Here is a 20,450-nt window from a genome sequence, read left to right as displayed (position 1 = left end):
TAGGTTCGTCGATCAGGCATAGGTTTGTATCCCATGCCACATGCTGGCCGTTTGCCTAGTTCGGAAGCCCTCGAGAGGCGTTGCTCGTCTTGGTATGGCGTCGCCCCTTTTTCCGATCCATCGGCCACGGAGCTAGAATGCTGTCTAGCTGTTGCCGCCTACTTGGTCATCCGGCATGGAGATGCCTATATACCGACCTTCGAAAGGCTGGAATACGAGGTCGAACAAATGCGGCGGAAGCTCGGAAATCGCGAGCGAGCGCAGCGCGTGCTGGCCACGCTCAACCTAAATGGCTCGGACAGCTGGAGCCGTGAGGTTGGTTCTCAAGGCCTGGATGGCGCCGCAATCACATTCGCCCGGGCGGGGTAAAAGCGATTTTTTGAAGCCACTCGCGCTTTTGCGCTAACGAAGGTCCCGCGCCGTATTTGGGCCGGATCCATTTGTGGCCCATCAGAGAAGCAATTACCTTCTCCGGCGCCTCAACTGCCGTCAGCCGGTCCTCGAAAGTGTGTCGCAGGCTATAAAGACTATGCTCGGAAGTCGGCAGAAGTTCCTTGCTGGCGAGCACCTTGTTGACGAGCGCTGAAAGTGACGCGGCCTTGTCGCGATAACGAGGAAAGCCGTCCGGATGGAGCTTGATGGCTGCAAGTGCGCCGCCAACCAAGGGAATGTCACGGGCTGAATGACCGGTCTTCAAGCGACGGCCATTGGGGCGCACCCGCACATGCGGGATTTCTTGATCGAGGTGGATTGTTTCGGTGGTGAGGTTTGCCGCTTCAGAAAGCCTGAGTCCGGTATCGGCAATCACATAGATTAGATGGCGGGCTTCGTCATTGAGTCCGTCGAGCGCGCCTTCAGCGAGTATCTTCTCCTGAATGAACTCCGCTGTGAACGCAGCGCGTTGCCCGGGGACGGCGCCGGAAAGACGCAGGTTTCGAAAAACCGGCTCCAGCTTGAGCTGGTGAGTCAGATCGACGACGCGCAGCATTTTCGAAACATGGCCGATGTCCTTGTTGGCCGTACCGATATCAAGTCCATCCTCAACGATCCGCTTTTGCCACCACTCGCGGAACGCGATTGCGTCGTCCCGAGTGAGGCTTGCGATCTCCTTGTCGCCAATGACTCCAACCAGATTGGCAACTGCGCGCTTTTTGGGGTTACGCCATTTCTTGATTTGGTTAGGCGACATGGTCAGCAAGTTCTGTTGCTCGATCGTCTCGAATTCCTTGATAAGACCGCTCAGGCGGACCGCTGGCCGCTTCTCCCCACCCATGACGGCCGAGACGTCCTGCGCGTCCTCGATCGATTTTTTGTCGAGGAGCAGCTTGATACGGGCCATGAGTTCGTCGAGCGGCCCCGCTGCTAGTTCCTCGTTAGAGCGATAGGCCAATCCAAATGACCGCGCGCGCTTCCTCGCGGCTTCGAAACGCAGCCCCGCCTCGGCGGATTGGCCTTCCCGCAGTCTACGCCAATACGCCTCCAGCCCCGCGCCGAGGCTTTGCACTGCATCTCGCGCCCGTACACCGCGGGGATCGTCAGCCACGGCGACGCCCGTGGAAATGCGTACTAGGCAGCGGCGATCAAACGCCGCGAATTCCTTCGGCACCCTGCGGACGAGATACCAGATGCCTTCACGTTTATGCGGCTTTGGCGCTGCGGAACGTCGCATTATCTTTCTCTAATGTTACACAGTTTGTTACACAGTCTAAGATAAGTTTCGCTTCGCGCTGGTCAAGCGCAACAAGGAAGCTTTTGAAAGGAAACGATTATTATGGAAGCTAAATGGCGGAGAGGGAGGGATTCGAACCCCCGATGGGCTTGCACCCATGCCGCATTTCGAGTGCGGTGCATTCGACCACTCTGCCACCTCTCCGCGGTCATGGTCCGCCGTTGCCGGCGCGGCGCACTAGATAACGGCTGATCGGGCAGGTTACAAGGCCAAATCCGCCGGAAATTCAGCTTGCCGTCCCGGACCTTGCCTGGACCGATGCCGCCCGTCCCCGGCAGGCAATGCCGGCTGGTCCGCCAGGGCGAGGAATCGGGCTGTTTGCCTTGACTCCCACGCAACCTTCGGTTAGGGACAGCGCGCAATCGGCGTGGAGGGTTCTTCCGCGCCGCTTGTTTTTTGAACCCGCAGACTGACAAAAAGACGGCCGAACCGCCAGAGGCGGTTCATCAAGGCCGACCGAACAGCGAAAGGCAAAAAATGTTCGCAGTCATTAAAACGGGCGGTAAGCAGTATCGCGTTGCCGCCAACGATCTCCTGAAGATCGAAAAAGTCGAAGCCAATGTCGGCGACATCGTCGAGATCGGCCACGTGCTCGCGCATGGCGAGGGCGAGAATGTCACGTTCGGCGCGCCGTTCGTCGATGGCGCTCTGGTCACCGCCGAAGTCGTCGAGCAGGGCAAGAACCGCACGGTCATCGCTTTCAAGAAGCGCCGCCGCCAGAATTCGCGCCGCAAGATCGGCCATCGCCAGCTTTTGACCACCGTGCGGATCTCCGAGATCCTGCTGGGTGGCGCCAAGCCCGCCAAGAAGGCCCCCGTCAAGGCGGAAGCCAAGGCTGAGGTTGCTGCCGAGGCCGCGCCGAAGGAAGCCAAGGCCAAGAAGGACGCCCCCAAGGAAGAGGCGAAGGCCGAGGCCGTCGCCGCGCCGCTGTTCAAGGCGCCGAAGGGCGAGCCGGACGACCTGACTGTGATCAAGGGCATCGGCCCGGTCGCCGCCAAGGATCTCGCCGAGCAGGGCATCATCACCTTCGCGCAGCTCGCCAAGCTCAGCGACAAGGATGTCGCCAAGATCGACGAGCACATGCCGTTCAGCGCCGACCAGATCAAGGACTGGCGCGAACAGGCCAAGGAACTGGCGAAGAAGTAATTTTTCCGGCGAAACATCAGCCGGATCGGACTTGAAACGGAACGCGAACGCGTTCATAAGGCCTTTTAGGCGCCTTGCGGCGCAACGGAGTTAGTTAGATGGCACACAAGAAAGCTGGCGGCTCGTCGCGCAACGGTCGCGACTCGCATTCCAAGCGTCTGGGCGTGAAGAAGTTCGGCGGCGAAGCCGTCATCCCGGGCAACATCATCATTCGTCAACGCGGCACGACCTGGCATCCCGGCGTCAATGTCGGCATGGGCACGGACCATACGCTTTTCGCGCTCGAAACCGGCGCCGTGACGTTCAACAAAAAAGCCAACGGCCGAACCTACGTATCGGTCAACCCGATTGCCAAAGCCGCGGAGTAGCCGGTTCCGCACTAGAACACCGGCGCCCATCTCGGGAACCGGTGTCTGGCAAAGCCAGGAAAAGGATCAGGGGAGATGGGTTTCCATCTCCCCTTTTTCTTTTGCCTGGAGGACGTTGAAATGGTTGCCGAAGCGGAAGACTCAGAAGACGAAAGTTACGCGATAGATTGTCCGGTGCTGGTTACTGAGCGGCTGGTCATGCGCGCTCCCGAGGAGCGGGATATCGCCCAACTGGTCGAGCTTGCCGACAACCGTCACGTCGCCGAAATGCTGGCCCGCATGCCGCACCCCTATGGCGAAGCCGAGGGGCGTGCCTTCCTCGCCATGACCAAGGCGCGCCGCGCCGGCATCGCCTATGCGCTGACGCTGGCCGGCACCGACACTTTCGTCGGCTGCGCGGGCTTGAACACCACCGATCGCGGGCTGGAACTCGGCTACTGGATCGGCGAGCCCCACTGGAAGCGCGGCTATGCGACCGAAGCAGCGCACGCGCTGGTCGATCTCGCCTTCCAGAAGACGTCGATCCAGGTGCTGCATGCCTCGACGCGGGTCATCAACCCGGCCTCGCGCCGGGTGATCCACAAGTGCGGCTTCCAGTATGCCGGCCAGGGCATGCTGAACTCGATCGTCGCCGGCCAGGTGCCTGTCGAGCGTTACCGGCTCGACAGGAAGACCTGGACCAGCCTGCGCAACTGGATCCATTTCTAGGCGCGTCGATATTCAGGTCAGGCCGGCCTGCGAATGGCGGCTTCCTGCGCTTCCGGTGCTCGCGTGCTTCAGTACGCTCCGCTCCGGTTCTCGGAAGCCATCATCTTAGGCTCGGCCTGACCCGAATCTCGGTGCGTGGTGCGGAACACGACAAAATCAACTGCGGACCAGACTTGATCAACTGCGGACCAGACTTGGCCTCAGCCCAGTTCGACCCAGACCGGCCGGTGGTCGGATCCGACGGCTTGCCGGTCGACCCACAGGCGCTTCAGCGAGCGGGCAAGCGACGCGCTGGTGAAGACATAGTCGATGCGCTTGTGGCGGCTGGCGTTGGTGGGGTCCTTGGGATCGACCCAGGAGACGAGATCCTCGCCGGCGACATCGAGGCGCACGGCGGCATCGACGGCGAAGTCGGCGGTCAACGGCATGCCGAATTCATGGTCCGGCTGGCCGGCAAGTTCGACATATTCCGGCGAGCCGGCCAGCATGTTGAAATCGCCCATGCCGACAAAGGCTTCCGGATGGGGCAGTTCCGGCAGGCCGATCTCGGCGACGCCGGACAATGCGCCGCCTTCGAGCGCATAATTCAACAGGCGCTGGCGCAGGAACTGAATCTGGCTGGCGCGCTCGACCGGGCTGCGGTGATCGAGATGGATGGAATAGAAGCGGATGAAACCAAGCGGCGTCTCGATCAGCGCTTCGAGTGCGCCGCGCTGGAAGTTCATCATCTCGAAGCTGCGGCTGCGCGGCAAGAGCAGGTTGCGCGACAGATGAATGGGCGTCCTCGACAAGACCATGTTGCCGAGCTGGAAGGTGGTGGTGATGGCGCGGCCGTTCTCGATGCGCGAGCCGATATTGGCCTCGAAATTGCTGCCATAGACGGCGAAATAATCGGGCAGCGCCTCGCCGATCTCGGCGACCATGTCGCGGCCGCCGTTCCTGGGATTGTTGCGGGTGACCTCCTGCAGCGCGATCACGTCGGCGCCGCGCACGGCATCGGCGATGCGCCCGACATCGTAGCGCCCATCGAGACCGATGCCGTACTGGATGTTGTAGGTTACAAGCTTCATTCCGACATCTCCGGCCGACCCCACACGGCCATTGTCACAAAACGGCCTCGCCCTTGGCCGCGCCTTGGTTTAGAGCAAGGCCCAAGGTTTAGAGCAATGCCGCAAGGCCAATAAAAGAAACTGCGATCCCATGAAATTTCTCGATCAAGCCAAGGTCTATGTCCGCTCCGGCGACGGCGGCGCCGGTTCGGTGTCGTTCCGGCGCGAAAAATTCATCGAATTCGGCGGGCCGGATGGCGGCGACGGCGGCCGCGGCGGCGATGTCTGGCTGGAAGCGGTCGATGGGCTGAACACGCTGATCGACTATCGCTACCAGCAGCACTTCAAGGCCAAGACCGGCGTCCACGGCATGGGCCGCAACATGACCGGCGCCAAGGGTGCCGACGTCACACTGAAAGTGCCGGCCGGAACGCAGGTCTTCGAGGAAGACAACGAGACGCTGATCTGCGACCTGACCGTGGTCGGCCAGCGCTTCCTGCTCGCCAAGGGTGGCAATGGCGGCTTCGGCAACCAGCATTTCAAGACCTCGACCAACCAGGCGCCGCGCCGCGCCAATCCAGGCCTGCCGGGCGAGGAGCTCAACATCTGGCTCAGGCTGAAGCTGATCGCCGATGCCGGCCTGGTCGGGCTGCCCAATGCCGGCAAGTCGACGTTCCTGGCGGCCGTCACCGCGGCCAAGCCGAAGATCGCGGACTATCCGTTCACGACGCTGCATCCGGGCCTCGGCGTCGCGCGCATCGATGCACGCGAATTCGTCATCGCCGATATTCCCGGCCTCATCGAAGGCGCGCATGAAGGCGTCGGCATCGGCGACCGCTTCCTCGGCCATGTCGAGCGCACGCGTGTGCTGCTGCATCTGGTTTCGGCACAGGAGGAAAATCCGGGCAAGGCCTACAAGACCGTGCGCGCCGAACTCGAAGCCTATGGCCACGGCCTGACCGACAAGGTCGAGATCCTGGCGCTGAGCCAGGTCGACACGCTCGACGCCGACGCACGCAAGAAGAAGGTTGCTTCACTCAAGCGCGCCGCCGGGCGTGCGCCGATGCTGCTGTCTGCCGTCACCGGCGAGGGTGTCGAGGCGGTGCAGCGCGCGCTGATGGCGGTGATCGCCGAAGCCCGCGCGCAAATTGCCGCCACGGTCGAGACGCGCTGGGAAAAGTAGGGCCATGCAGTCGCTCAGGAAATACCGGCGCATCACCGTCAAGATCGGCTCGGCGCTGCTCGTCGACCGCACCAGCGGCCTGAAGCGCGACTGGCTCGCCTCGCTCGCCGACGATATCGCCGTGCTTGCCAATGGCCGCGCCGAGATCCTCGTCGTGTCGTCGGGCGCCATCGCGCTTGGCCGTACCATTCTCGACCTCGGCAAGAGGGCGCTGAAGCTCGAGGAAAGCCAGGCAGCGGCGGCCGTCGGCCAGATCGCGCTCGCCGGCGCCTGGTCGGATGCGCTCGGCAAAGGCGCCCTGAAATCGGGCCAGATCCTTTTAACACTCGGCGACACCGAGGAACGCCGCCGCTACCTCAATGCACGCGCGACGATATCGACGCTCTTGAAGATGAAGGCGGTGCCGGTCATCAACGAGAACGACACGGTGGCGACCTCCGAAATCCGCTATGGCGACAATGACCGGCTGGCCGCGCGGGTGGCGACGATGATGGGGGCGGACCTTCTGGTGCTGCTGTCCGACATTGACGGGCTCTACACCGCGCCGCCAGCGCGCGACCCGCAAGCCAAATTCATTCCGTTGGTCGACCGCATCACGCCTGACATCGAGGCGATGGCGGGTGCGGCGGCGTCCGAGCTGTCGCGCGGCGGCATGCGCACAAAGCTCGATGCCGGCAAGATCGCCACGGCCGCCGGCACGGCAATGATCATCACCTCCGGCACCCGGCTGTCGCCGCTGATGGCGATCGAGCGCGGCGAGCGCGCCACCTTCTTCAAGCCGAGCGCAAATCCGGTCAAGGGCTACAAGACCTGGATCGCCGGCCAGCTCGAACCGGCCGGGCGGCTGACCGTCGATGCCGGCGCCATCGGCGCGCTCATTTCGGGCAAGTCGCTGCTGCCGGCCGGCGTGAAACTGGTCAGCGGCAATTTCTCGCGCGGCGATACGGTGGCGATCCTGTCGCCCGAGGGCCGCGAGATCGCGCGCGGGCTGGTTGCCTACGATGCCGCCGATGCCGTAAGGATCGCAGGCCTGAAGACGGCCGAGATCGAAACCGTGCTCGGCTACGAGGCGCGTTCGGCGATGATCCACCGCGATGATCTCGTGGTGAGTCACGCTGGAGGCGACATAAGCGGAGGATGAGCCATGCTGAAGCTGCATGAAAAATCCGGGGACGATACCGTGGCGCTGATGGCCAATATCGGCCGCCGTGCCCGCGCTGCCGCGCGACCGCTGGCCATCGCCACCACCGCCGCCAAGAATGCCGCGCTTGTCGCCATGGCCGAGGCAATCCTCGCCCGGGAACGGGACATTCTCGACGCCAACGCCGTCGACGTCTCGAATGGTGAGGAATCCGGGTTGTCGGCCTCGTTCATGGACCGGCTGAAACTCAATCCGGCGCGCATCCGCGCCATGGCGGATGGCATCCGCGAAATTGCCGAGCTCAAGGATCCGGTTGGCGACGTCATTGCCGCATGGGATCGCCCCAACGGCCTGCACATAGAGCGCGTGCGTACGCCGCTCGGTGTCGTCGGCGTCATCTATGAAAGCCGGCCGAACGTGACGGCGGATGCCGGCGCGCTTTGCCTCAAGGCCGGCAATCCGGTGATCTTGCGCGGCGGCTCGGATTCGCTCAATTCCTCCTCGGCGATCCACGCCTGCCTGGTCGAGGGGCTGAAGGCGGCCGGTCTGCCCGAGGATGCCATCCAGTTGGTGCCGACCACCGACCGCGCCGCGGTCGGCGAAATGCTCAAAGGGCTTGGTGGCAATCTCGACGTCATCATTCCGCGCGGCGGCAAAAGCCTGGTCGGGCGGGTGCAGAGCGAGGCGCGCGTGCCGGTCTTCGCCCACCTCGAAGGCATCTGCCATCTCTACATCGACCGTTCCGCCGAGCTCGACATGGCGGTGCGGATCGCGGTCAACGCCAAGATGCGGCGCACCGGTGTCTGCGGTGCCGCCGAGACGCTGCTGGTCGACCGCGCGGTCGCCACCACCCATCTGGTGCCGATCCTCGATGCCTTGCGCGCCGCCGGCTGTGAAATCCATGCCGATGCCGAAGTGGTGAAACTGTTCTTCGACGCCAAGCCGGCGACCGATGCCGACTGGGTGACGGAATATCTCGACGCCATCATCGCGGTGAAGCTGGTCGACGGCATCAGTGGCGCGATCGACCACATTGAGACCTTTTCGTCGCATCACACCGAGGCGATCGTCGCCGAGGATGGCCAGGCGGTAGAACGGTTCTTCAACGAGATCGATTCGGCGATCCTGCTGCACAACGCCTCGACGCAGTTCGCCGATGGCGGCGAATTCGGCATGGGCGCCGAGATCGGCATCGCCACCGGCAAGATGCATGCGCGCGGGCCGGTCGGCGTCGAACAGCTGACCTCGTTCAAATACCGTGTACGCGGGTCCGGACAGGTGAGACCTTGACGCTGTTCGTCGCCAGAGCCTGAAGCGATGCTGGCTTCTTCCGAACCGGCGGTACCCTCCCACTATCTTCGCATGCCGCACGCCGAAAAGGGCCTCGCGGTGGGTCTGTTCGGCGGCTCGTTCAACCCGCCGCATGCCGGCCATGCGCTGGTTGCCGAAATCGCTTTGCGGCGCCTGGCACTCGATCAGTTGTGGTGGATGGTGACGCCGGGAAATCCGTTGAAGAGCACACGCGAACTGGCGCCGCTGGGCGAGCGCATCGCGTTTTCCGAGAAGATCGCCAAGAACCCGAAGATCAAGGTCACGGCCTTCGAGGCGGCACACAATGTGCGCTACACCGCGGACACGCTGGCTCTGGTCAAGGCGCGCAATCCCGGCGTCGACTTCGTCTGGATCATGGGCGCCGACTCGCTGCGCGATTTCCACCGCTGGCAGCGCTGGCGCGAGATTGTGCTCACCTTTCCGATCGCGGTCATCGACCGTCCGGGCGCCACGCTGTCGTTCCTGTCGTCGGTGGTTGCCAAGACCTTCGATTACGCCCGCATCGACGAGGGCGACGCGCCGCTGCTCGCCCGCATGAAGGCGCCGGCCTGGACCTTCATCCACGGTCCGCGTTCATCGCTGTCGTCGAGCGCGATCCGCGAGATGGCGAAGGGCTGAGCGGCCGGTTCGGATAACGGATTCCTCGGGCCAGCGATGTCGTTTTTGCGGCGGCATCCGCCCAATCAATAGGCGATGCTGATAAGGCATGCTGGAAAAGACCCACCCCACAGTCGATCCCGAGCGGGGCGACACGCCCGCGCCGCTGATCGCGATTGCCAGCGTCATCGTATCGATGGCGCTGATTGCCATCGGCAATGGGCTGATGTTCGCCTACATCCCCGTGCGGCTCGGCGTGGAGGGGTTCGATCCGGTCTGGGCCGGGCTGATCGTCACCGGTCTGTCGGCGGGCGGCCTTGCCGGCTGCATCCTGACCGGGCCGCTGGTGCGCAGGGTCGGCCATGCACGCGCCTTCATGGTGCTGTCGGCGCTGATCGCGCTGTCCAATGCCGCTATCGGCGCCGGACCGCACCCGCTGCTGTGGATCGTGGCGCGCGCGCTTTACGGCTTTGCCATATGCGGCCTGTTCATCGTCGCGCAGAGCTGGCTCAACGACGCGCTGCCGAACGCCATACGCGGCCGGGTGATGGCTGTGTTCTACGTCGCCTATATTGCCGGCCTCGGCGTCGGCTACGCGACGCTTGCCGTCATCGACATCCACACGGCCGCGGCGTCGTTGATCGGCATCACCTTTACCGCCCTGTCGATCCTGCCTGTCGGCATGACGCGGCTTGCCCAGCCGCCGGCGCCGCAGGCGGCTTCGGTGGCGTTGCGCCAGGCCTGGCGGATCTCGCCGGTCGGCGTCGCCGGCATGCTGGCGGTCGGCGGCCTGTCGATGATCATTTCCGGCTTCGCGCCCATCCACGCCACCGCCAAGGGCTACAGCCAGGCTGATGTCGCGCTGCTGCTGTCGGCGATGCCGGTCGGTACGCTGATCCTGCAGATACCGCTCGGCTGGCTTTCGGACCGCACCGACCGGCGTTACGTGCTTGCCGGCGCCGCGGCGCTCGCGGTCGTCGCCAGCGTGCTTGCCATCGCCTTCGACGGCGGTGCGCTGATGGTCCTGTTGGTGATCTACCTGATCTGGGACGGGGCGGCGGAATCGATCTACGCTCTCTCCAGCGCGCATGCCGCCGACCGCGCCAGGAAGGATGAACTGCTCGCGCTGTCGAGTTCGATGCTGTTTGCCTGGTCGCTCGCCGGCTTCATCGTGCCGGGCATCGTCACGGCGCTTTCGGCCGCCTTCGGCACGGCAACCTTCATCTATGTCGGCATCGTCATCGCCTCGGTATTCTGCCTGTTCGTGCTCTGGCGGGTGATCGCGGCGCGGCCCGTTCCGGCGGGCGCCACGGGCAGCTTCGCGCCGATGTCGGCGCAAGCACCGTTGCCGGTGGAACTCGCCTTCGCGCCGGACGAAGAGGTCCGCCACAGGGGCGGCTGATTATTGTTTGCGGGCCTCGGGTGGCGGCGCTTCCGGGGGTGGCAGCGGGATGGAGATGCCTTCGCTGTCGAAGGCCTGCTTGGCGCGTTTCGTCATGTCGATCTGGGTGGCGAAATAGTCCGCCGCCGCGGTCCAGTAGCGCAAGGTGAGCGAAACGGTCGTGTCGCCGAGTGCGGCCACGAAGGCGATCGGCGCCGGTTCGCGGCGGATGCGCTTCTCGGCGCCGGCAATGGCAAGCAATGTCTTCTGCGCCCCATCTATGTCGTTCCAGGAGCCGATGCTGAGCGTGATATCGGTGCGGCGCACGCCGTTGCGGGTGAAATTGCGTACCGGCTGATTCCACAGCGTCGAATTGGGGGCCAGTATGTAGACGCCGTCGGCGGTCCTGAGCTTCGTGGCGAAGAGGCCGATTTCCTCGACCGAACCGGCAATGGCGCCGACCTCGACGGATTCGCCGATGCGGAACGGCCGCAGCGCGAGCAGCATAATGCCGGCCGCGATGTTCTGTAGCGTGCCTTGCAGGGCGAGACCGATGGCCAGGCCGATGGCGCCGATCGCGGCGATGATCGATGCGGTCTGCACGCCGAACTGGCCGAGCACCATGATGACGACAAGGATCAGGATGGCGTAGCGCACGATCTTGGAAAAGAAATGCCGCAGCGTCGCGTCGAACCCGTGGATGTGGCCGAGGCCAGCCGAGATCGAGCGCTCGGCTAGGTTGGCAACGATGTAGCCAACCACCAGGAGGATGACGGCGCCGATGGCTGAGAAGGAATAGGAGACGATCAGCGTACTGAGCTGAGCGAGGCCGGCCTGGACGGTGAGAAGGGTGTTTTGCGGGTCGATCGGCATGGCGGGATTCCGGTTGGTCGGTCAGCCGATAACCGCTGCCGGACGCCTGGGTTCCGATGTTTTTCGTGTCGCGCGGAACAATATGCCAGTCGGCAAGTTCGCGTCAGTTGGGGCTCCGTCTTGAAACTGCAACGGAACTCTGCCTATCTAAGTGGTGTCACCTGCTTTCAGGGGTGATTTGGTTGTTCTTGCTGCGAAAGGAAATACACTGAGAACAGCACTGCGGAAGAAGGCCGATATCATGCCTTCGCCGGCCAGGATCAGCGTAGACGACGCCGTGTCCCGTGCCATCAAGACAGTCCTTGCCAGTCTGGAAGACTCCAAGGCCGAAAATATTGTCTCAATCGACATTCAGGGGAAATCGAGCCTCGGCGACTATATGGTCGTCGCGTCGGGCCGATCGCACCGTCATGTCTCGGCTGTCGCCGACCATCTCCTCAAGGCGCTCAAGGATGCCGGCCTCGGCACGGCGCGCGTCGAGGGGCTGTCCGGCGCCGACTGGGTCCTGATCGATTCTGGCGATATCATCGTCCATGTCTTCCGTCCCGAAGTCCGCGAATTCTACAATCTCGAAAAGATGTGGCAGGCGCCGGATCTCGAGGAAGAGACCCTCCACTAAGCCGATTTTGTCTGATGCATGTCGTTGCCTAAACCGGTTCCCACTTGGGTGACATGCATTAGCGGCTCATAGAGGCGAGGATGAAGATTTCAGTTCATGCCGTGGGCCGAATGAAAGCCGGCCCCGAGCGGGAGTTGGCCGACCGCTATTTCGAGCGTTTCGCCAAGAGCGGGCCCGCCGTGGGGCTCGAATTCGCCGGGATCACCGAGATCGCCGAGGGCCGCGCGCAGAGCGCCAGCGAGCGCCAGCGCGACGAAGGCTCGCGCCTGCAGGCGCAGCTGCAGCCAGGCACTGCCCTCATCCTGCTCGACGAGCGAGGCAAGAGCCTGTCCTCCCAGGATTTCGCCAGCCATATCGGACAGTTGCGCGATGGTGGGCGCAAGGCGCTGGTGCTCGCCATTGGCGGCGCCGACGGCCACGATCCGCCGCTGCGTGACCAGGCCGAGCTGGTGATGTCGTTCGGGGCGCTCACCTGGCCGCATCAGCTGGTGCGCGTGATGCTGGGCGAACAACTCTACAGGGTGGCGACCATCCTGTCGGGCCATCCCTATCACAGGTCCTGAAAGCGCCGGGTCGCACCGAATTTAGCCCCAATGCCGCGTAAATTCATCTGGGGGCTGCTTTTGCTTTGCAGGGCGTTTTTGCGAACCCTTTGGGCGACGGGCGCTAACATGGTTGATGATTCGTTAACGAAGCCGCGGATAGGATCGATCGCGAATGTCTGAAGGCTATAAATCGACGACGGGCTCATCGACCGGGGGCTCCTGGAGCGCGCGCTGCGGCATCGCGGCGGCGGTGATGCTGCTGTCGCTCCATGCGGCGCGGGCGGAAAACACGCTCGACATGGCGCCCGATCCGGACCAGAGCCGCGCCGAATACGAGCAGGTTTCCAAGGAAATAACGCTGTCGTCGGAACGGCTGGCCAAGCTCGCCGCCGATATCGCCGCGGTCAAGAAGGACCACGCCTCGATCACCGCCGCGCTGATCCAGTCGGCGATGACCGAACAGAAGCTCGGCCAGGACATCGAGGACATCGGCGCCAAGCTGGAGGGGCTGAAGGGCCAGCAACAGAAGATACGCGCTTCACTGTCGGCGCGGCGCGACGTGCTGGCCGAAGTGCTGGGCGCCCTGCAGCGCATGGGGCTCAATCCGCCGCCGGCGATCCTGGTCAAGCCGGAGGACGCGCTGTCGTCGGTGCGCAGCGCCATCCTGCTCGGCGCCGTGGTGCCGGAACTGCGCCAGCAGACCGATGCGCTGCTGGCCGATCTCAAGGAACAGACCCGGGTGACGGCCTCGATCGAGGCCGAACGGGCGCGGCTGACGGCCGCGGTCGGCGACCAGGCGGCGGAGAAGAGACGTCTTGGCATGCTGCTCGAAGCCAAGCAGAAGCTCGAGGCCGACACGAAGGCGCAGATGGCGGCCGAACAGCAGCGTTCCGAGCAATTGGCGGCCAAGGCCAGCAGCCTGAAGGATCTGATCGCCTCGCTCGAAGCGCAGGCGGACAAGAACCGCAAGGCCGCGGATGCGGCGAAGGCAGCCGCCGCGAGCCAGGCCGGCGGTACCGAGCCCGGAGGCGACCAGACGGCATCGTTGCCGGTTCCCGAGGGCAACCGGTTGACGGCGGCAGCGCCTTTCTCGGCGCTGCAGGGACAGATCGCCCTGCCGGTCACAGGCCGCATCAAACGCCGGTTCGGCGCCGACGACGGTAACGGCGCCTTGATGCTTGGGGACATGGTTGCGACACAATCGGGAGCCATCGTTACCGCGCCGGCGGATGGGAATGTGCTTTATGCGGGGCCGTTTCGCTCCTATGGTCAACTCTTGATCCTCAATGCCGGCGACGGTTATCATGTCGTCTTGGCTGGGATGAGCAGAATCAGCGTCGCGACTGGCCAGTCAGTGCTCGCAGGAGAGCCGGTCGGCGCGATGGGAGAAGCCCGGGTGGCAAGCACCTCGGTTTCGAAGAATGGAAATGCCACGCCGGAACTCTATGTCGAGTTCCGCAAGGATGGAAAACCCGTCGATCCGGCCCCATGGTGGGCGGACCGTTTTTCTGGAAGGACGTGAAATGATGCGGAAACTGTCGCTTCTGTTTGCCGGTGCGCTGATGGGCGCGTCCGCCATGAGCCTTGTCTATGGCGCACCCGGCTCGGCGGCGAACGCTGCGGGGTCGGAGACCTACAAGCAACTGGCGATCTTCGGCGACATCTTCGAGCGGGTGCGGGCGCAGTATGTGACCCCGCCCGACGACAAGTCGCTGGTCGAGAACGCCATCAACGGCATGCTTTCCTCGCTCGATCCGCACTCCTCCTACATGAACGCCGAACAGGCGCAGGACATGCGCGTGCAGACCAAGGGTGAATTTGGCGGCCTCGGCATCGAGGTCACCATGGAGAACGACCTGGTCAAGGTGATCACGCCGATCGACGACACGCCGGCCGCCAAGGCGGGCGTGCTGGCCGGCGACTATATCGCCAAGATCGACGGCGAGGAGGTTCGCGGCCTGACGCTCAACGACGCGGTCGACAAGATGCGCGGCCTGGTCAATACGCCGATCAAGCTGACCATCCTGCGCCAGGGCGCCGACAAGCCGATCGAACTGACGGTCGTGCGCGACATCATCAAGGTCAAGGCGGTCAAGTTCCGGGTCGAGAACGACATCGGCTACATGAAGATCACCTCCTTCACCGAAAAGACCTATGACGACCTCGAGAACGCCATCGACACCATCAAGAAGCAGGTGCCGGACGACAAGTTGAAGGGCTATGTGCTCGACCTGCGCCTCAACCCGGGTGGCCTGCTCGACCAGGCGGTGAGCGTGTCGGATGCCTTCCTCAAGCGCGGCGAGATCGTCTCGACGCGCGGCCGCGATCCCAAGGACGTCACCCGCTTCGACGCCAAGCCCAAGCAGACCGACGACATCAACGGCAAGCCGATGATCGTGCTCGTCAATGGTGGCTCGGCCAGCGCTTCGGAGATCGTCGCGGGCGCGCTGCAGGATCTGCGCCGCGTCACGGTGGTCGGTACGCAGTCCTTCGGCAAGGGCTCGGTGCAGACCATCATCCCGCTCGGCGAGAATGGCGCGCTCAGGCTGACGACGGCGCTCTATTACACGCCGTCGGGCAAGTCGATCCAGGGCAAGGGCATCACGCCCGACATCAAGGTCGACCAGCCGTTGCCGCCGGAACTGCAGGGCAGGGACCTGACGCGTGGCGAGTCCGATCTCAAGGGTCATATCAAGGGCGCCGACGAGAGCAAGACCGGCTCCGGCTCCGCAGCCTATGTGCCGCCGGATCCGAAGGACGACCTGCAGCTCATCTATGCCGAGCAGCTGCTGCGCGGCCAGAAGACCGATCCGGCCTTCCCGCCCAATCCGGAAAAGGCCGTGCTCAACCAGTAAGGCGGGCAACCGGTCTGGCCGGTTGAACGAAGCAATGCGATGCTGCCGGGACCGTGAGGTTCCGGCAGTTTGATTCGGGGCAGGACCAGGCCTCCAGGGACGGCGCCAAGGGGGGCGCCAGGATTGATGAATTCGTGCATGTCTTCCCGAAGGAGGTCGCCTTCGGACCGTGCACCGGGGACAGGGCTTGGCTGATATCGGCAAGGACATCGAACGCCCGCTTGGACAGACGGTCCGGGCGCCGCGTGCCGCCGGCAAGATCAGCGTAGGCGTGATCGCGGCGAGCGCGGTCGTGCTGGCCGTGGTCGGAGTCTCGGCCGCGATCGCGCTCAGGGAAAAGCCGTTTCGAAAACCGCAGGAAGTCGCCGTTTCGACGCCGAAAGTGACCGCGGCGGCGGAGCCCGCCGTGTCGCCTCCCGCATTGGCCCCGGCAGCGACGCCAAAGGTGGAGACGCCGGCGAAGGACTTGTCGACCAAGAGCGGCGGTCCGCAGATCATCCATGTGCAGACGGAAGAAGGCGATGGCCCTCCCAAGGCGGCAATCGTCATTCGCGATCCGTCGACAGTCGGCCAGAACCTCAAGATCGCGCATATTCCCGACAGGGCGCTGATCGAAACCAGTGAAACCGGGCCTTTGCCGATGCGCTCCGCCGATGGCCGGCGGCCGTTCGACGTCTATGCGCGGCCATGGTCCGGCACGCGTGGCGCACGTGTTGCGATCGTCATTGGCGGCCTCGCTGTTTCACAGACCGGCACCCAGGCGGCGATCGCCAAACTGCCGGCGGAAGTGACGCTGGCCTTCGCGCCGCAGGGCAACAGCATCGGCCGCTGGATGCAGGCCGCGAGGCAGAGCGGCCATGAGATCGTCATGCAGGTGCCGCTCGAACCGTTCGACTATCCCAACGTCAACCCCGGCCGCAACACGCTGACGGTGGCGGCGACCCCCGACGAGAATCTCAGGAATCTGCACTGGGCGCTGTCGCGGACGACGAACTATACCGGCGTCATGAACTATATGGGCGCGCGTTTTTCCTCCGACGCGGCGGCGATGCAGCCGTTCATGGCCGAGCTCGGCAAAAGGGGCCTCGCCTATATCGACGACGGCTCGTCGGCGCGCAGCCTGGCTCCGGACATGGCGTTGAAGGATGGCGTGCCCTTCGTCGCCGGCGACACGGCGATCGACGCGGTGCAGGATCGCGGCGCCATCCTGAAGAAGCTCGACAGTCTCGAAGCGACCGCGCGTGCCAAGGGTACCGCTGTCGGTATCGGCTCGGCCTTCGACCTGACGGTTGACACCGTCACCGCCTGGATCGCTGAAGCGAAGAAGCGCGGCATCGAGATCGTGCCGGTTTCAGCGGTGGCCGTCGATCCGCAAAAAGGATAGACGATGTGGACAATCAGCTTGTGACGATTTCAGCGATGGCGAGAGACGAGCTTTCTCTGTGCTTCGTTGAGCGCGCTATCCCAATCGACCTCGCGCTTAGATCGCGGGATTTGCCGATGTTCATTGTTGTAGAATAGTGTCCCATGGATTCCGAGCGCATCGCGCTTAAGGATAGGGCGGCTCCAAAGCGGAGCTAGCACGCGGCCAGCCTCCTCTTCGCCTAGCCGTTCGAAGAGGTCTTCGGCCAATTCCATATCTCGCCCGTCGGGAAAGATGGCGGCGAACTCCTCCTCGGTTGCCTGGAATATGCTGAAGGTAGCGTTCAGAGCGCCGTCGATGATTTGGATATTTTTCATAAGATGTATTTTCGCATTCGACCGCAACAGCGGCAACTGGCCGGGTGACAGCCAACTCGAACGCGGCGCAGTTTCCGCGCTTCCGGTGTAAGCCCAGTTTGGGTACGCTCCGTTCTCGATCCGCCCAGTCGCACCGCGTCGTCGGAGCGATTCTCAAAACAGCTGGAAACTGACTAATGTCTAAAAAGACGATCGACCGCGAAACGCTGCCCTATCGGCCCTGTGTCGGGCTGATGATCCTCAATGGCGATGGCCTGGTCTGGGTCGGGCATCGCATTGCCGAACCCGACAGCGAATTCGCCGGCACGACGCAGCTCTGGCAGATGCCGCAGGGCGGCATCGACGAGGGCGAGGAGCCGCTGCGGGCGGCAGAGCGGGAGCTCTATGAGGAGACCGGCATGCGCAGCGTCTCGCTGCTGGCCGAGGCGCCGGACTGGATCAACTACGACCTGCCGGATCATCTCGTCGGCATTGCCTTCAAGGGCAGGTATCGCGGCCAGACCCAGAAATGGTTCGCGTTCCGCTTCCACGGCGATACCAGCGAAATCCAGATCAACCCGCCGCCGGGCGGCCACACCGCCGAATTCGACAAATGGTCGTGGCGGCCGATGCAGGATCTTCCCGACCTGATCGTGCCGTTCAAGCGCAAGGTCTATGAAGACGTGGTGGCGGCGTTCCGGCACCTGGTGCCGTAGCTGGACGAGTTGCGACCGGGTTCGAAGGACCTTGGTTGCCGTGCCGGCGCGTCGGTCCTATTGATGTTAATCCGCTACAAGGAGGGTCGCCATGAACGACGCCCCCGCAAGGTCGCTGCCCCATGACGTCGCCGCCGTAAGCCAAGCGGCTGCCGGGGCGATTTTGACCATCGATCTCGATGCGATCCGCGAAAACTACCGACGGCTGAAGGCAAGGCTGGGCGGCGTGCGCTGCGCCGGCGTGGTCAAAGCCAACGGCTACGGTCTCGGCGCGAGCCAAGTGGCATCGGCGCTGATGAAGGAAGGCTGCGGCATCTTCTTCGTCGCGCTGCTGGCCGAAGGCATCGCGCTGCGCAAGGCGATCGGGGCCGGACCTGAGATCTACGTGCTGAACGGATTGCCGCCAGGCTCCGAGCCGGAGGCGGTCGCGTCCGATCTGTGCGCGGTCGTCAACAGTGGCGCGCAGTTGGAAGCCTGGCGCGCGGCGGCGCATCGCGTTGGCCGAAAACTTCCAGCCGCCATCCAGGTCGACAGCGGCATGTCGCGGCTTGGCATGGCGCCGGCCGAAGTCGAGGCGATGGCCGGTGATGCCGCCGCGTTCGACGGCATCGCCGTCAGATATGTGATGAGCCATCTGGCATGCGCGGACGAGCCGCGCCATCCCGCCAATGAACAGCAGCGGCTGGCCTTCGAGCGGTTGCGCGCCAGGCTACCCGAGGCACCCGCTTCGCTCGCCAACTCCTCCGGCATCTTTCTGGGGCCGTCCTACCATTATGATCTCGCCCGCCCTGGCGCCGCGCTCTACGGCATCAATCCGACACCTGCCGAACCCAATCCGATGCAGCCCGTGGTGCGGCTGCAGGCCAAGGTGGCGCAGACGCGCAGCGTCGAACAGGGCACCGGCATCGGCTATGGCCACACCTATCACGCGGAAGCGCCGCTCAGCCTGGCGACGATCTCGTTCGGCTATGCGGATGGCTGGCTGCGCCGGTCCGCGTCGGCCGCCTGGTTCGAGGGGGTGCGCCTGCCCTTCCTCGGACGGGTGTCGATGGATTCGATCATTCTCGACATTTCCGCCCTGCCGCAAGGCAAGCTTCGCGAAGGGGATCTCGTCGAACTGCTCGGCCCTTCGCAAACCGTCGACGACGCCGCCGGCCATGCCGGCACCATCGGCTACGAAATCCTGGCCAGTCTCGGCACGCGCTTCCACCGGCGCTATGTCGGCGGTTGAGCGGTTTGGCCACGCTTGACAAGCGGACGCCTGTCGGCAAGGTTCGGCGCATGAGCAACCTCGCTTATATCAGAACCTTGTTCAGGGTCTGCCCGATCGCGGGATCGTAGCCCCGGCGCGGCCGCCTTTCGGCGTTCGTCCGTACCGGGGCATCCATACATCCACCCATCGCCATCAAGCCGCACCGCTCTCCGCGGCTGCCGGCTTTCATCAGGCCGCCGTCAACGCGGCGGCAAGCGCGCATCCGTTCGATGCGCCGATCCATGAGGTTTGCCATGCAACATGCAACGGGACTGCATCCATCCGTCCAAATTCTAATCAGCGACACCGACCATGACAGGTTGACCGGCCTGGCCCGGACCGTGCTCGACCGCGCGCCCGAGACGGCCGATGAGCTGCTCGCGGAATTGGACCGGGCGGTGATTACGGAAGCGGCGGCAATTCCGGCCGGCGTGGTGCGAATGGGGTCGACAGTCACGGTTCGCGGTGAAGGCGGTGATATCAGGCGCATCACGCTGGTCTATCCAGGCGACGCCGACATTGCCGAAAACCGGATCTCGGTGCTGACGCCGATGGGAACGGCGCTTGTCGGCGTCAGCACCGGACAGGTGGTGTTCTGGAGCGGCCGTGGCGGCCGCAAACTGTCGGCAACCGTGGAGGCGGTCGATACGCCCGCCGGCGGCGGCGAGCACTGATCGTGGAGGCGATAATGAAAAACGGAAGCTGCCGCCTGACGACGAAGGATTTCGCCGTCCTGGAAGTAATGCTCGAGCGCCGGCGGGCATTCGCGGATCCGATGGTCGCGATGATCGAAGAGAAGCTTTCCAATGCCGGCGTCGTGCCCATCGAGTCGGTCGAACCCGATATCGTGACGCTGAACAGCCGGGTGGTGTTTTGCGTCGATGCCGGTGCGGCCGAGACGCGCACCCTGGTGCAGAACGACGTGCGCGGACCGGTCGGCTCCAGCCTCTCGGTGGCAACCAGGCGCGGCCTGTGCATGCTTGGCATGGCGCAAGGCCAGACGGCATCGCTCGAACACCCCGACGGCAGGCGCGAATCGATCCGGATCAAGGCGATACTCTATCAGCCGGAAGCCGCGCGGCGGGCAGTCCGGGAAAGAGCTTCCGCTGGCGGATCGCGGCCACTCGGGCTGACCCTCGTCTACAGCGCCGACACCTCTATCCGGCCCCTTGGCGAGACGGCAGGAATGCGGCAGACAGGGAGAGACGACGATCCCGGTCCGTCGGCGGCGTGAAGA

22 protein-coding genes and 1 tRNA gene are annotated in these 20,450 nt (G+C 64.0%); 17 read left to right on the top strand and 6 right to left on the bottom strand.

Annotated features, from left to right (window positions below; genetic code table 11):
• Positions 1–346: 346 nt before the first annotated feature.
• Positions 347–1,669 carry an integrase gene (locus EN861_RS07955; RefSeq protein ID WP_126057794.1) on the bottom strand — a complete coding sequence of 441 codons (1,323 nt, stop codon included), beginning with the start codon at positions 1,667–1,669 and terminating at the stop codon, positions 347–349.
• Positions 1,670–1,783: 114 nt separating this feature from the next.
• Positions 1,784–1,873, bottom strand: a tRNA-Ser gene (locus EN861_RS07950).
• A gap of 333 nt (positions 1,874–2,206) precedes the next feature.
• Here EN861_RS07950 and EN861_RS07945 point away from each other — a divergent pair.
• The 3 genes from EN861_RS07945 to EN861_RS07935 all read left to right on the top strand — a co-directional run bounded on the left by EN861_RS07945 (position 2,207) and on the right by EN861_RS07935 (position 3,951).
• Positions 2,207–2,875, top strand: coding sequence for a 50S ribosomal protein L21 (locus EN861_RS07945; protein WP_135863263.1), 669 nt, complete (start codon positions 2,207–2,209; stop codon positions 2,873–2,875).
• Positions 2,876–2,973: 98 nt separating this feature from the next.
• Positions 2,974–3,243 (top strand): 50S ribosomal protein L27, encoded by a 270-nt coding sequence (gene rpmA, locus EN861_RS07940; RefSeq protein ID WP_013529063.1) that lies wholly within the window; start codon positions 2,974–2,976, stop codon positions 3,241–3,243.
• Between the two features lie 120 nt (positions 3,244–3,363).
• Positions 3,364–3,951, top strand: coding sequence for a GNAT family protein (locus EN861_RS07935; protein ID WP_167531417.1), 588 nt, complete (start codon positions 3,364–3,366; stop codon positions 3,949–3,951).
• A 200-nt stretch (positions 3,952–4,151) separates the two neighbouring features.
• Here EN861_RS07935 and EN861_RS07930 read toward each other — a convergent pair whose 3' ends face one another.
• Positions 4,152–5,021, bottom strand: coding sequence for an endonuclease/exonuclease/phosphatase family protein (locus EN861_RS07930; protein WP_127872162.1), 870 nt, complete (start codon positions 5,019–5,021; stop codon positions 4,152–4,154).
• Positions 5,022–5,151: 130 nt separating this feature from the next.
• Between EN861_RS07930 and obgE the strand changes: the two genes are divergently transcribed.
• From obgE to EN861_RS07905, 5 genes are all read left to right on the top strand, one after another.
• Positions 5,152–6,183, top strand: coding sequence for a GTPase ObgE (gene obgE / locus EN861_RS07925; RefSeq protein ID WP_135863260.1), 1,032 nt, complete (start codon positions 5,152–5,154; stop codon positions 6,181–6,183).
• 4 nt (positions 6,184–6,187) lie between these two features.
• On the top strand, positions 6,188–7,324 hold the full coding sequence (proB, locus tag EN861_RS07920) for a glutamate 5-kinase (protein WP_135863258.1): 1,137 nt from the start codon (positions 6,188–6,190) through the stop codon (positions 7,322–7,324).
• 3 nt (positions 7,325–7,327) lie between these two features.
• Positions 7,328–8,614, top strand: a complete 1,287-nt coding sequence (locus EN861_RS07915) for a glutamate-5-semialdehyde dehydrogenase (RefSeq protein WP_127275336.1) — start codon at positions 7,328–7,330, stop codon at positions 8,612–8,614.
• A gap of 27 nt (positions 8,615–8,641) precedes the next feature.
• The gene (locus EN861_RS07910; RefSeq protein ID WP_245464225.1) at positions 8,642–9,274 is read left to right on the top strand and encodes a nicotinate-nucleotide adenylyltransferase; all 633 of its coding nucleotides are present in this window, start codon (positions 8,642–8,644) and stop codon (positions 9,272–9,274) included.
• A gap of 88 nt (positions 9,275–9,362) precedes the next feature.
• Positions 9,363–10,655 carry an MFS transporter gene (locus EN861_RS07905; RefSeq protein WP_127275335.1) on the top strand — a complete coding sequence of 431 codons (1,293 nt, stop codon included), beginning with the start codon at positions 9,363–9,365 and terminating at the stop codon, positions 10,653–10,655.
• On the opposite strand, the gene EN861_RS07900 is transcribed toward EN861_RS07905, so the two are convergent.
• Positions 10,656–11,507 (bottom strand): mechanosensitive ion channel domain-containing protein, encoded by an 852-nt coding sequence (locus EN861_RS07900; protein WP_127275334.1) that lies wholly within the window; start codon positions 11,505–11,507, stop codon positions 10,656–10,658. It lies immediately after the preceding gene.
• Positions 11,508–11,748: 241 nt separating this feature from the next.
• Between EN861_RS07900 and rsfS the strand changes: the two genes are divergently transcribed.
• The 5 genes from rsfS to EN861_RS07875 all read left to right on the top strand — a co-directional run bounded on the left by rsfS (position 11,749) and on the right by EN861_RS07875 (position 16,910).
• Positions 11,749–12,126: a ribosome silencing factor gene (gene rsfS / locus EN861_RS07895; protein ID WP_023777607.1), complete on the top strand. Its 378-nt coding sequence runs from the start codon at positions 11,749–11,751 to the stop codon at positions 12,124–12,126.
• An 80-nt stretch (positions 12,127–12,206) separates the two neighbouring features.
• Entirely contained in the window at positions 12,207–12,689 is a 483-nt protein-coding gene (gene rlmH / locus EN861_RS07890; protein ID WP_127872159.1) for a 23S rRNA (pseudouridine(1915)-N(3))-methyltransferase RlmH, read from the top strand.
• Positions 12,690–12,843: 154 nt separating this feature from the next.
• Positions 12,844–14,193 (top strand): murein hydrolase activator EnvC, encoded by a 1,350-nt coding sequence (locus EN861_RS07885; protein WP_127275332.1) that lies wholly within the window; start codon positions 12,844–12,846, stop codon positions 14,191–14,193.
• Position 14,194: 1 nt separating this feature from the next.
• Entirely contained in the window at positions 14,195–15,526 is a 1,332-nt protein-coding gene (locus EN861_RS07880) for a S41 family peptidase (protein WP_167531416.1), read from the top strand.
• A 187-nt stretch (positions 15,527–15,713) separates the two neighbouring features.
• Complete coding sequence (locus EN861_RS07875) at positions 15,714–16,910, top strand: divergent polysaccharide deacetylase family protein (protein WP_127275331.1); 1,197 nt, start codon at positions 15,714–15,716, stop codon at positions 16,908–16,910.
• Between the two features lie 29 nt (positions 16,911–16,939).
• Here EN861_RS07875 and EN861_RS07870 read toward each other — a convergent pair whose 3' ends face one another.
• The gene (locus EN861_RS07870) at positions 16,940–17,266 is read right to left on the bottom strand and encodes a hypothetical protein (protein WP_135863256.1); all 327 of its coding nucleotides are present in this window, start codon (positions 17,264–17,266) and stop codon (positions 16,940–16,942) included.
• A 176-nt stretch (positions 17,267–17,442) separates the two neighbouring features.
• On the opposite strand from EN861_RS07870, the gene EN861_RS07865 reads away from it, so the two are divergent.
• Entirely contained in the window at positions 17,443–17,961 is a 519-nt protein-coding gene (locus EN861_RS07865) for an RNA pyrophosphohydrolase (protein WP_135863254.1), read from the top strand.
• A gap of 91 nt (positions 17,962–18,052) precedes the next feature.
• Positions 18,053–19,192: an alanine racemase gene (gene alr / locus EN861_RS07860; RefSeq protein WP_135863252.1), complete on the top strand. Its 1,140-nt coding sequence runs from the start codon at positions 18,053–18,055 to the stop codon at positions 19,190–19,192.
• Between the two features lie 64 nt (positions 19,193–19,256).
• Here the strand turns inward: alr and EN861_RS07855 are convergent, their stop codons facing one another.
• Positions 19,257–19,457, bottom strand: coding sequence for a hypothetical protein (locus tag EN861_RS07855; protein WP_127281267.1), 201 nt, complete (start codon positions 19,455–19,457; stop codon positions 19,257–19,259).
• Positions 19,458–19,467: 10 nt separating this feature from the next.
• Here EN861_RS07855 and rnk point away from each other — a divergent pair, with 10 nt between their 5' ends.
• Complete coding sequence (gene rnk / locus EN861_RS07850; RefSeq protein WP_135863249.1) at positions 19,468–19,887, top strand: nucleoside diphosphate kinase regulator; 420 nt, start codon at positions 19,468–19,470, stop codon at positions 19,885–19,887.
• A 14-nt stretch (positions 19,888–19,901) separates the two neighbouring features.
• Positions 19,902–20,447 carry a GreA/GreB family elongation factor gene (locus EN861_RS07845; RefSeq protein ID WP_135863247.1) on the top strand — a complete coding sequence of 182 codons (546 nt, stop codon included), beginning with the start codon at positions 19,902–19,904 and terminating at the stop codon, positions 20,445–20,447.
• Positions 20,448–20,450 lie beyond the last annotated feature (3 nt).

Source organism: Mesorhizobium sp. M8A.F.Ca.ET.218.01.1.1, assembly GCF_004791165.1.
Taxonomy (GTDB): Bacteria; Pseudomonadota; Alphaproteobacteria; order Rhizobiales; family Rhizobiaceae; genus Mesorhizobium.
Note: the sequence above shows the minus strand (reverse complement) of the source record. Positions and strands in the feature narration are given on the sequence as shown.

What these genes read in the sequence shown, in the direction of transcription:
- proB (WP_135863258.1), top strand. Translation starts at nt 6,188, where the DNA reads ATGCAGTCGCTCAGGAAATACCGGCGCATCACCGTCAAGATCGGCTCG.
- rnk (WP_135863249.1), top strand. Translation starts at nt 19,468, where the DNA reads ATGCAACATGCAACGGGACTGCATCCATCCGTCCAAATTCTAATCAGC.
- EN861_RS07945 (WP_135863263.1), top strand. Translation starts at nt 2,207, where the DNA reads ATGTTCGCAGTCATTAAAACGGGCGGTAAGCAGTATCGCGTTGCCGCC.
- EN861_RS07845 (WP_135863247.1), top strand. Translation starts at nt 19,902, where the DNA reads ATGAAAAACGGAAGCTGCCGCCTGACGACGAAGGATTTCGCCGTCCTG.
- EN861_RS07885 (WP_127275332.1), top strand. Translation starts at nt 12,844, where the DNA reads ATGTCTGAAGGCTATAAATCGACGACGGGCTCATCGACCGGGGGCTCC.
- EN861_RS07905 (WP_127275335.1), top strand. Translation starts at nt 9,363, where the DNA reads ATGCTGGAAAAGACCCACCCCACAGTCGATCCCGAGCGGGGCGACACG.
- EN861_RS07930 (WP_127872162.1), bottom strand. Translation starts at nt 5,021, where the DNA reads ATGAAGCTTGTAACCTACAACATCCAGTACGGCATCGGTCTCGATGGG.
- EN861_RS07870 (WP_135863256.1), bottom strand. Translation starts at nt 17,266, where the DNA reads ATGAAAAATATCCAAATCATCGACGGCGCTCTGAACGCTACCTTCAGC.
- EN861_RS07910 (WP_245464225.1), top strand. Translation starts at nt 8,642, where the DNA reads ATGCTGGCTTCTTCCGAACCGGCGGTACCCTCCCACTATCTTCGCATG.
- rsfS (WP_023777607.1), top strand. Translation starts at nt 11,749, where the DNA reads ATGCCTTCGCCGGCCAGGATCAGCGTAGACGACGCCGTGTCCCGTGCC.
- EN861_RS07935 (WP_167531417.1), top strand. Translation starts at nt 3,364, where the DNA reads ATGGTTGCCGAAGCGGAAGACTCAGAAGACGAAAGTTACGCGATAGAT.
- EN861_RS07900 (WP_127275334.1), bottom strand. Translation starts at nt 11,507, where the DNA reads ATGCCGATCGACCCGCAAAACACCCTTCTCACCGTCCAGGCCGGCCTC.
- EN861_RS07865 (WP_135863254.1), top strand. Translation starts at nt 17,443, where the DNA reads ATGTCTAAAAAGACGATCGACCGCGAAACGCTGCCCTATCGGCCCTGT.
- EN861_RS07855 (WP_127281267.1), bottom strand. Translation starts at nt 19,457, where the DNA reads ATGGATCGGCGCATCGAACGGATGCGCGCTTGCCGCCGCGTTGACGGC.
- rpmA (WP_013529063.1), top strand. Translation starts at nt 2,974, where the DNA reads ATGGCACACAAGAAAGCTGGCGGCTCGTCGCGCAACGGTCGCGACTCG.
- alr (WP_135863252.1), top strand. Translation starts at nt 18,053, where the DNA reads ATGAACGACGCCCCCGCAAGGTCGCTGCCCCATGACGTCGCCGCCGTA.
- obgE (WP_135863260.1), top strand. Translation starts at nt 5,152, where the DNA reads ATGAAATTTCTCGATCAAGCCAAGGTCTATGTCCGCTCCGGCGACGGC.
- EN861_RS07915 (WP_127275336.1), top strand. Translation starts at nt 7,328, where the DNA reads ATGCTGAAGCTGCATGAAAAATCCGGGGACGATACCGTGGCGCTGATG.
- EN861_RS07880 (WP_167531416.1), top strand. Translation starts at nt 14,195, where the DNA reads ATGATGCGGAAACTGTCGCTTCTGTTTGCCGGTGCGCTGATGGGCGCG.
- EN861_RS07955 (WP_126057794.1), bottom strand. Translation starts at nt 1,669, where the DNA reads ATGCGACGTTCCGCAGCGCCAAAGCCGCATAAACGTGAAGGCATCTGG.
- rlmH (WP_127872159.1), top strand. Translation starts at nt 12,207, where the DNA reads ATGAAGATTTCAGTTCATGCCGTGGGCCGAATGAAAGCCGGCCCCGAG.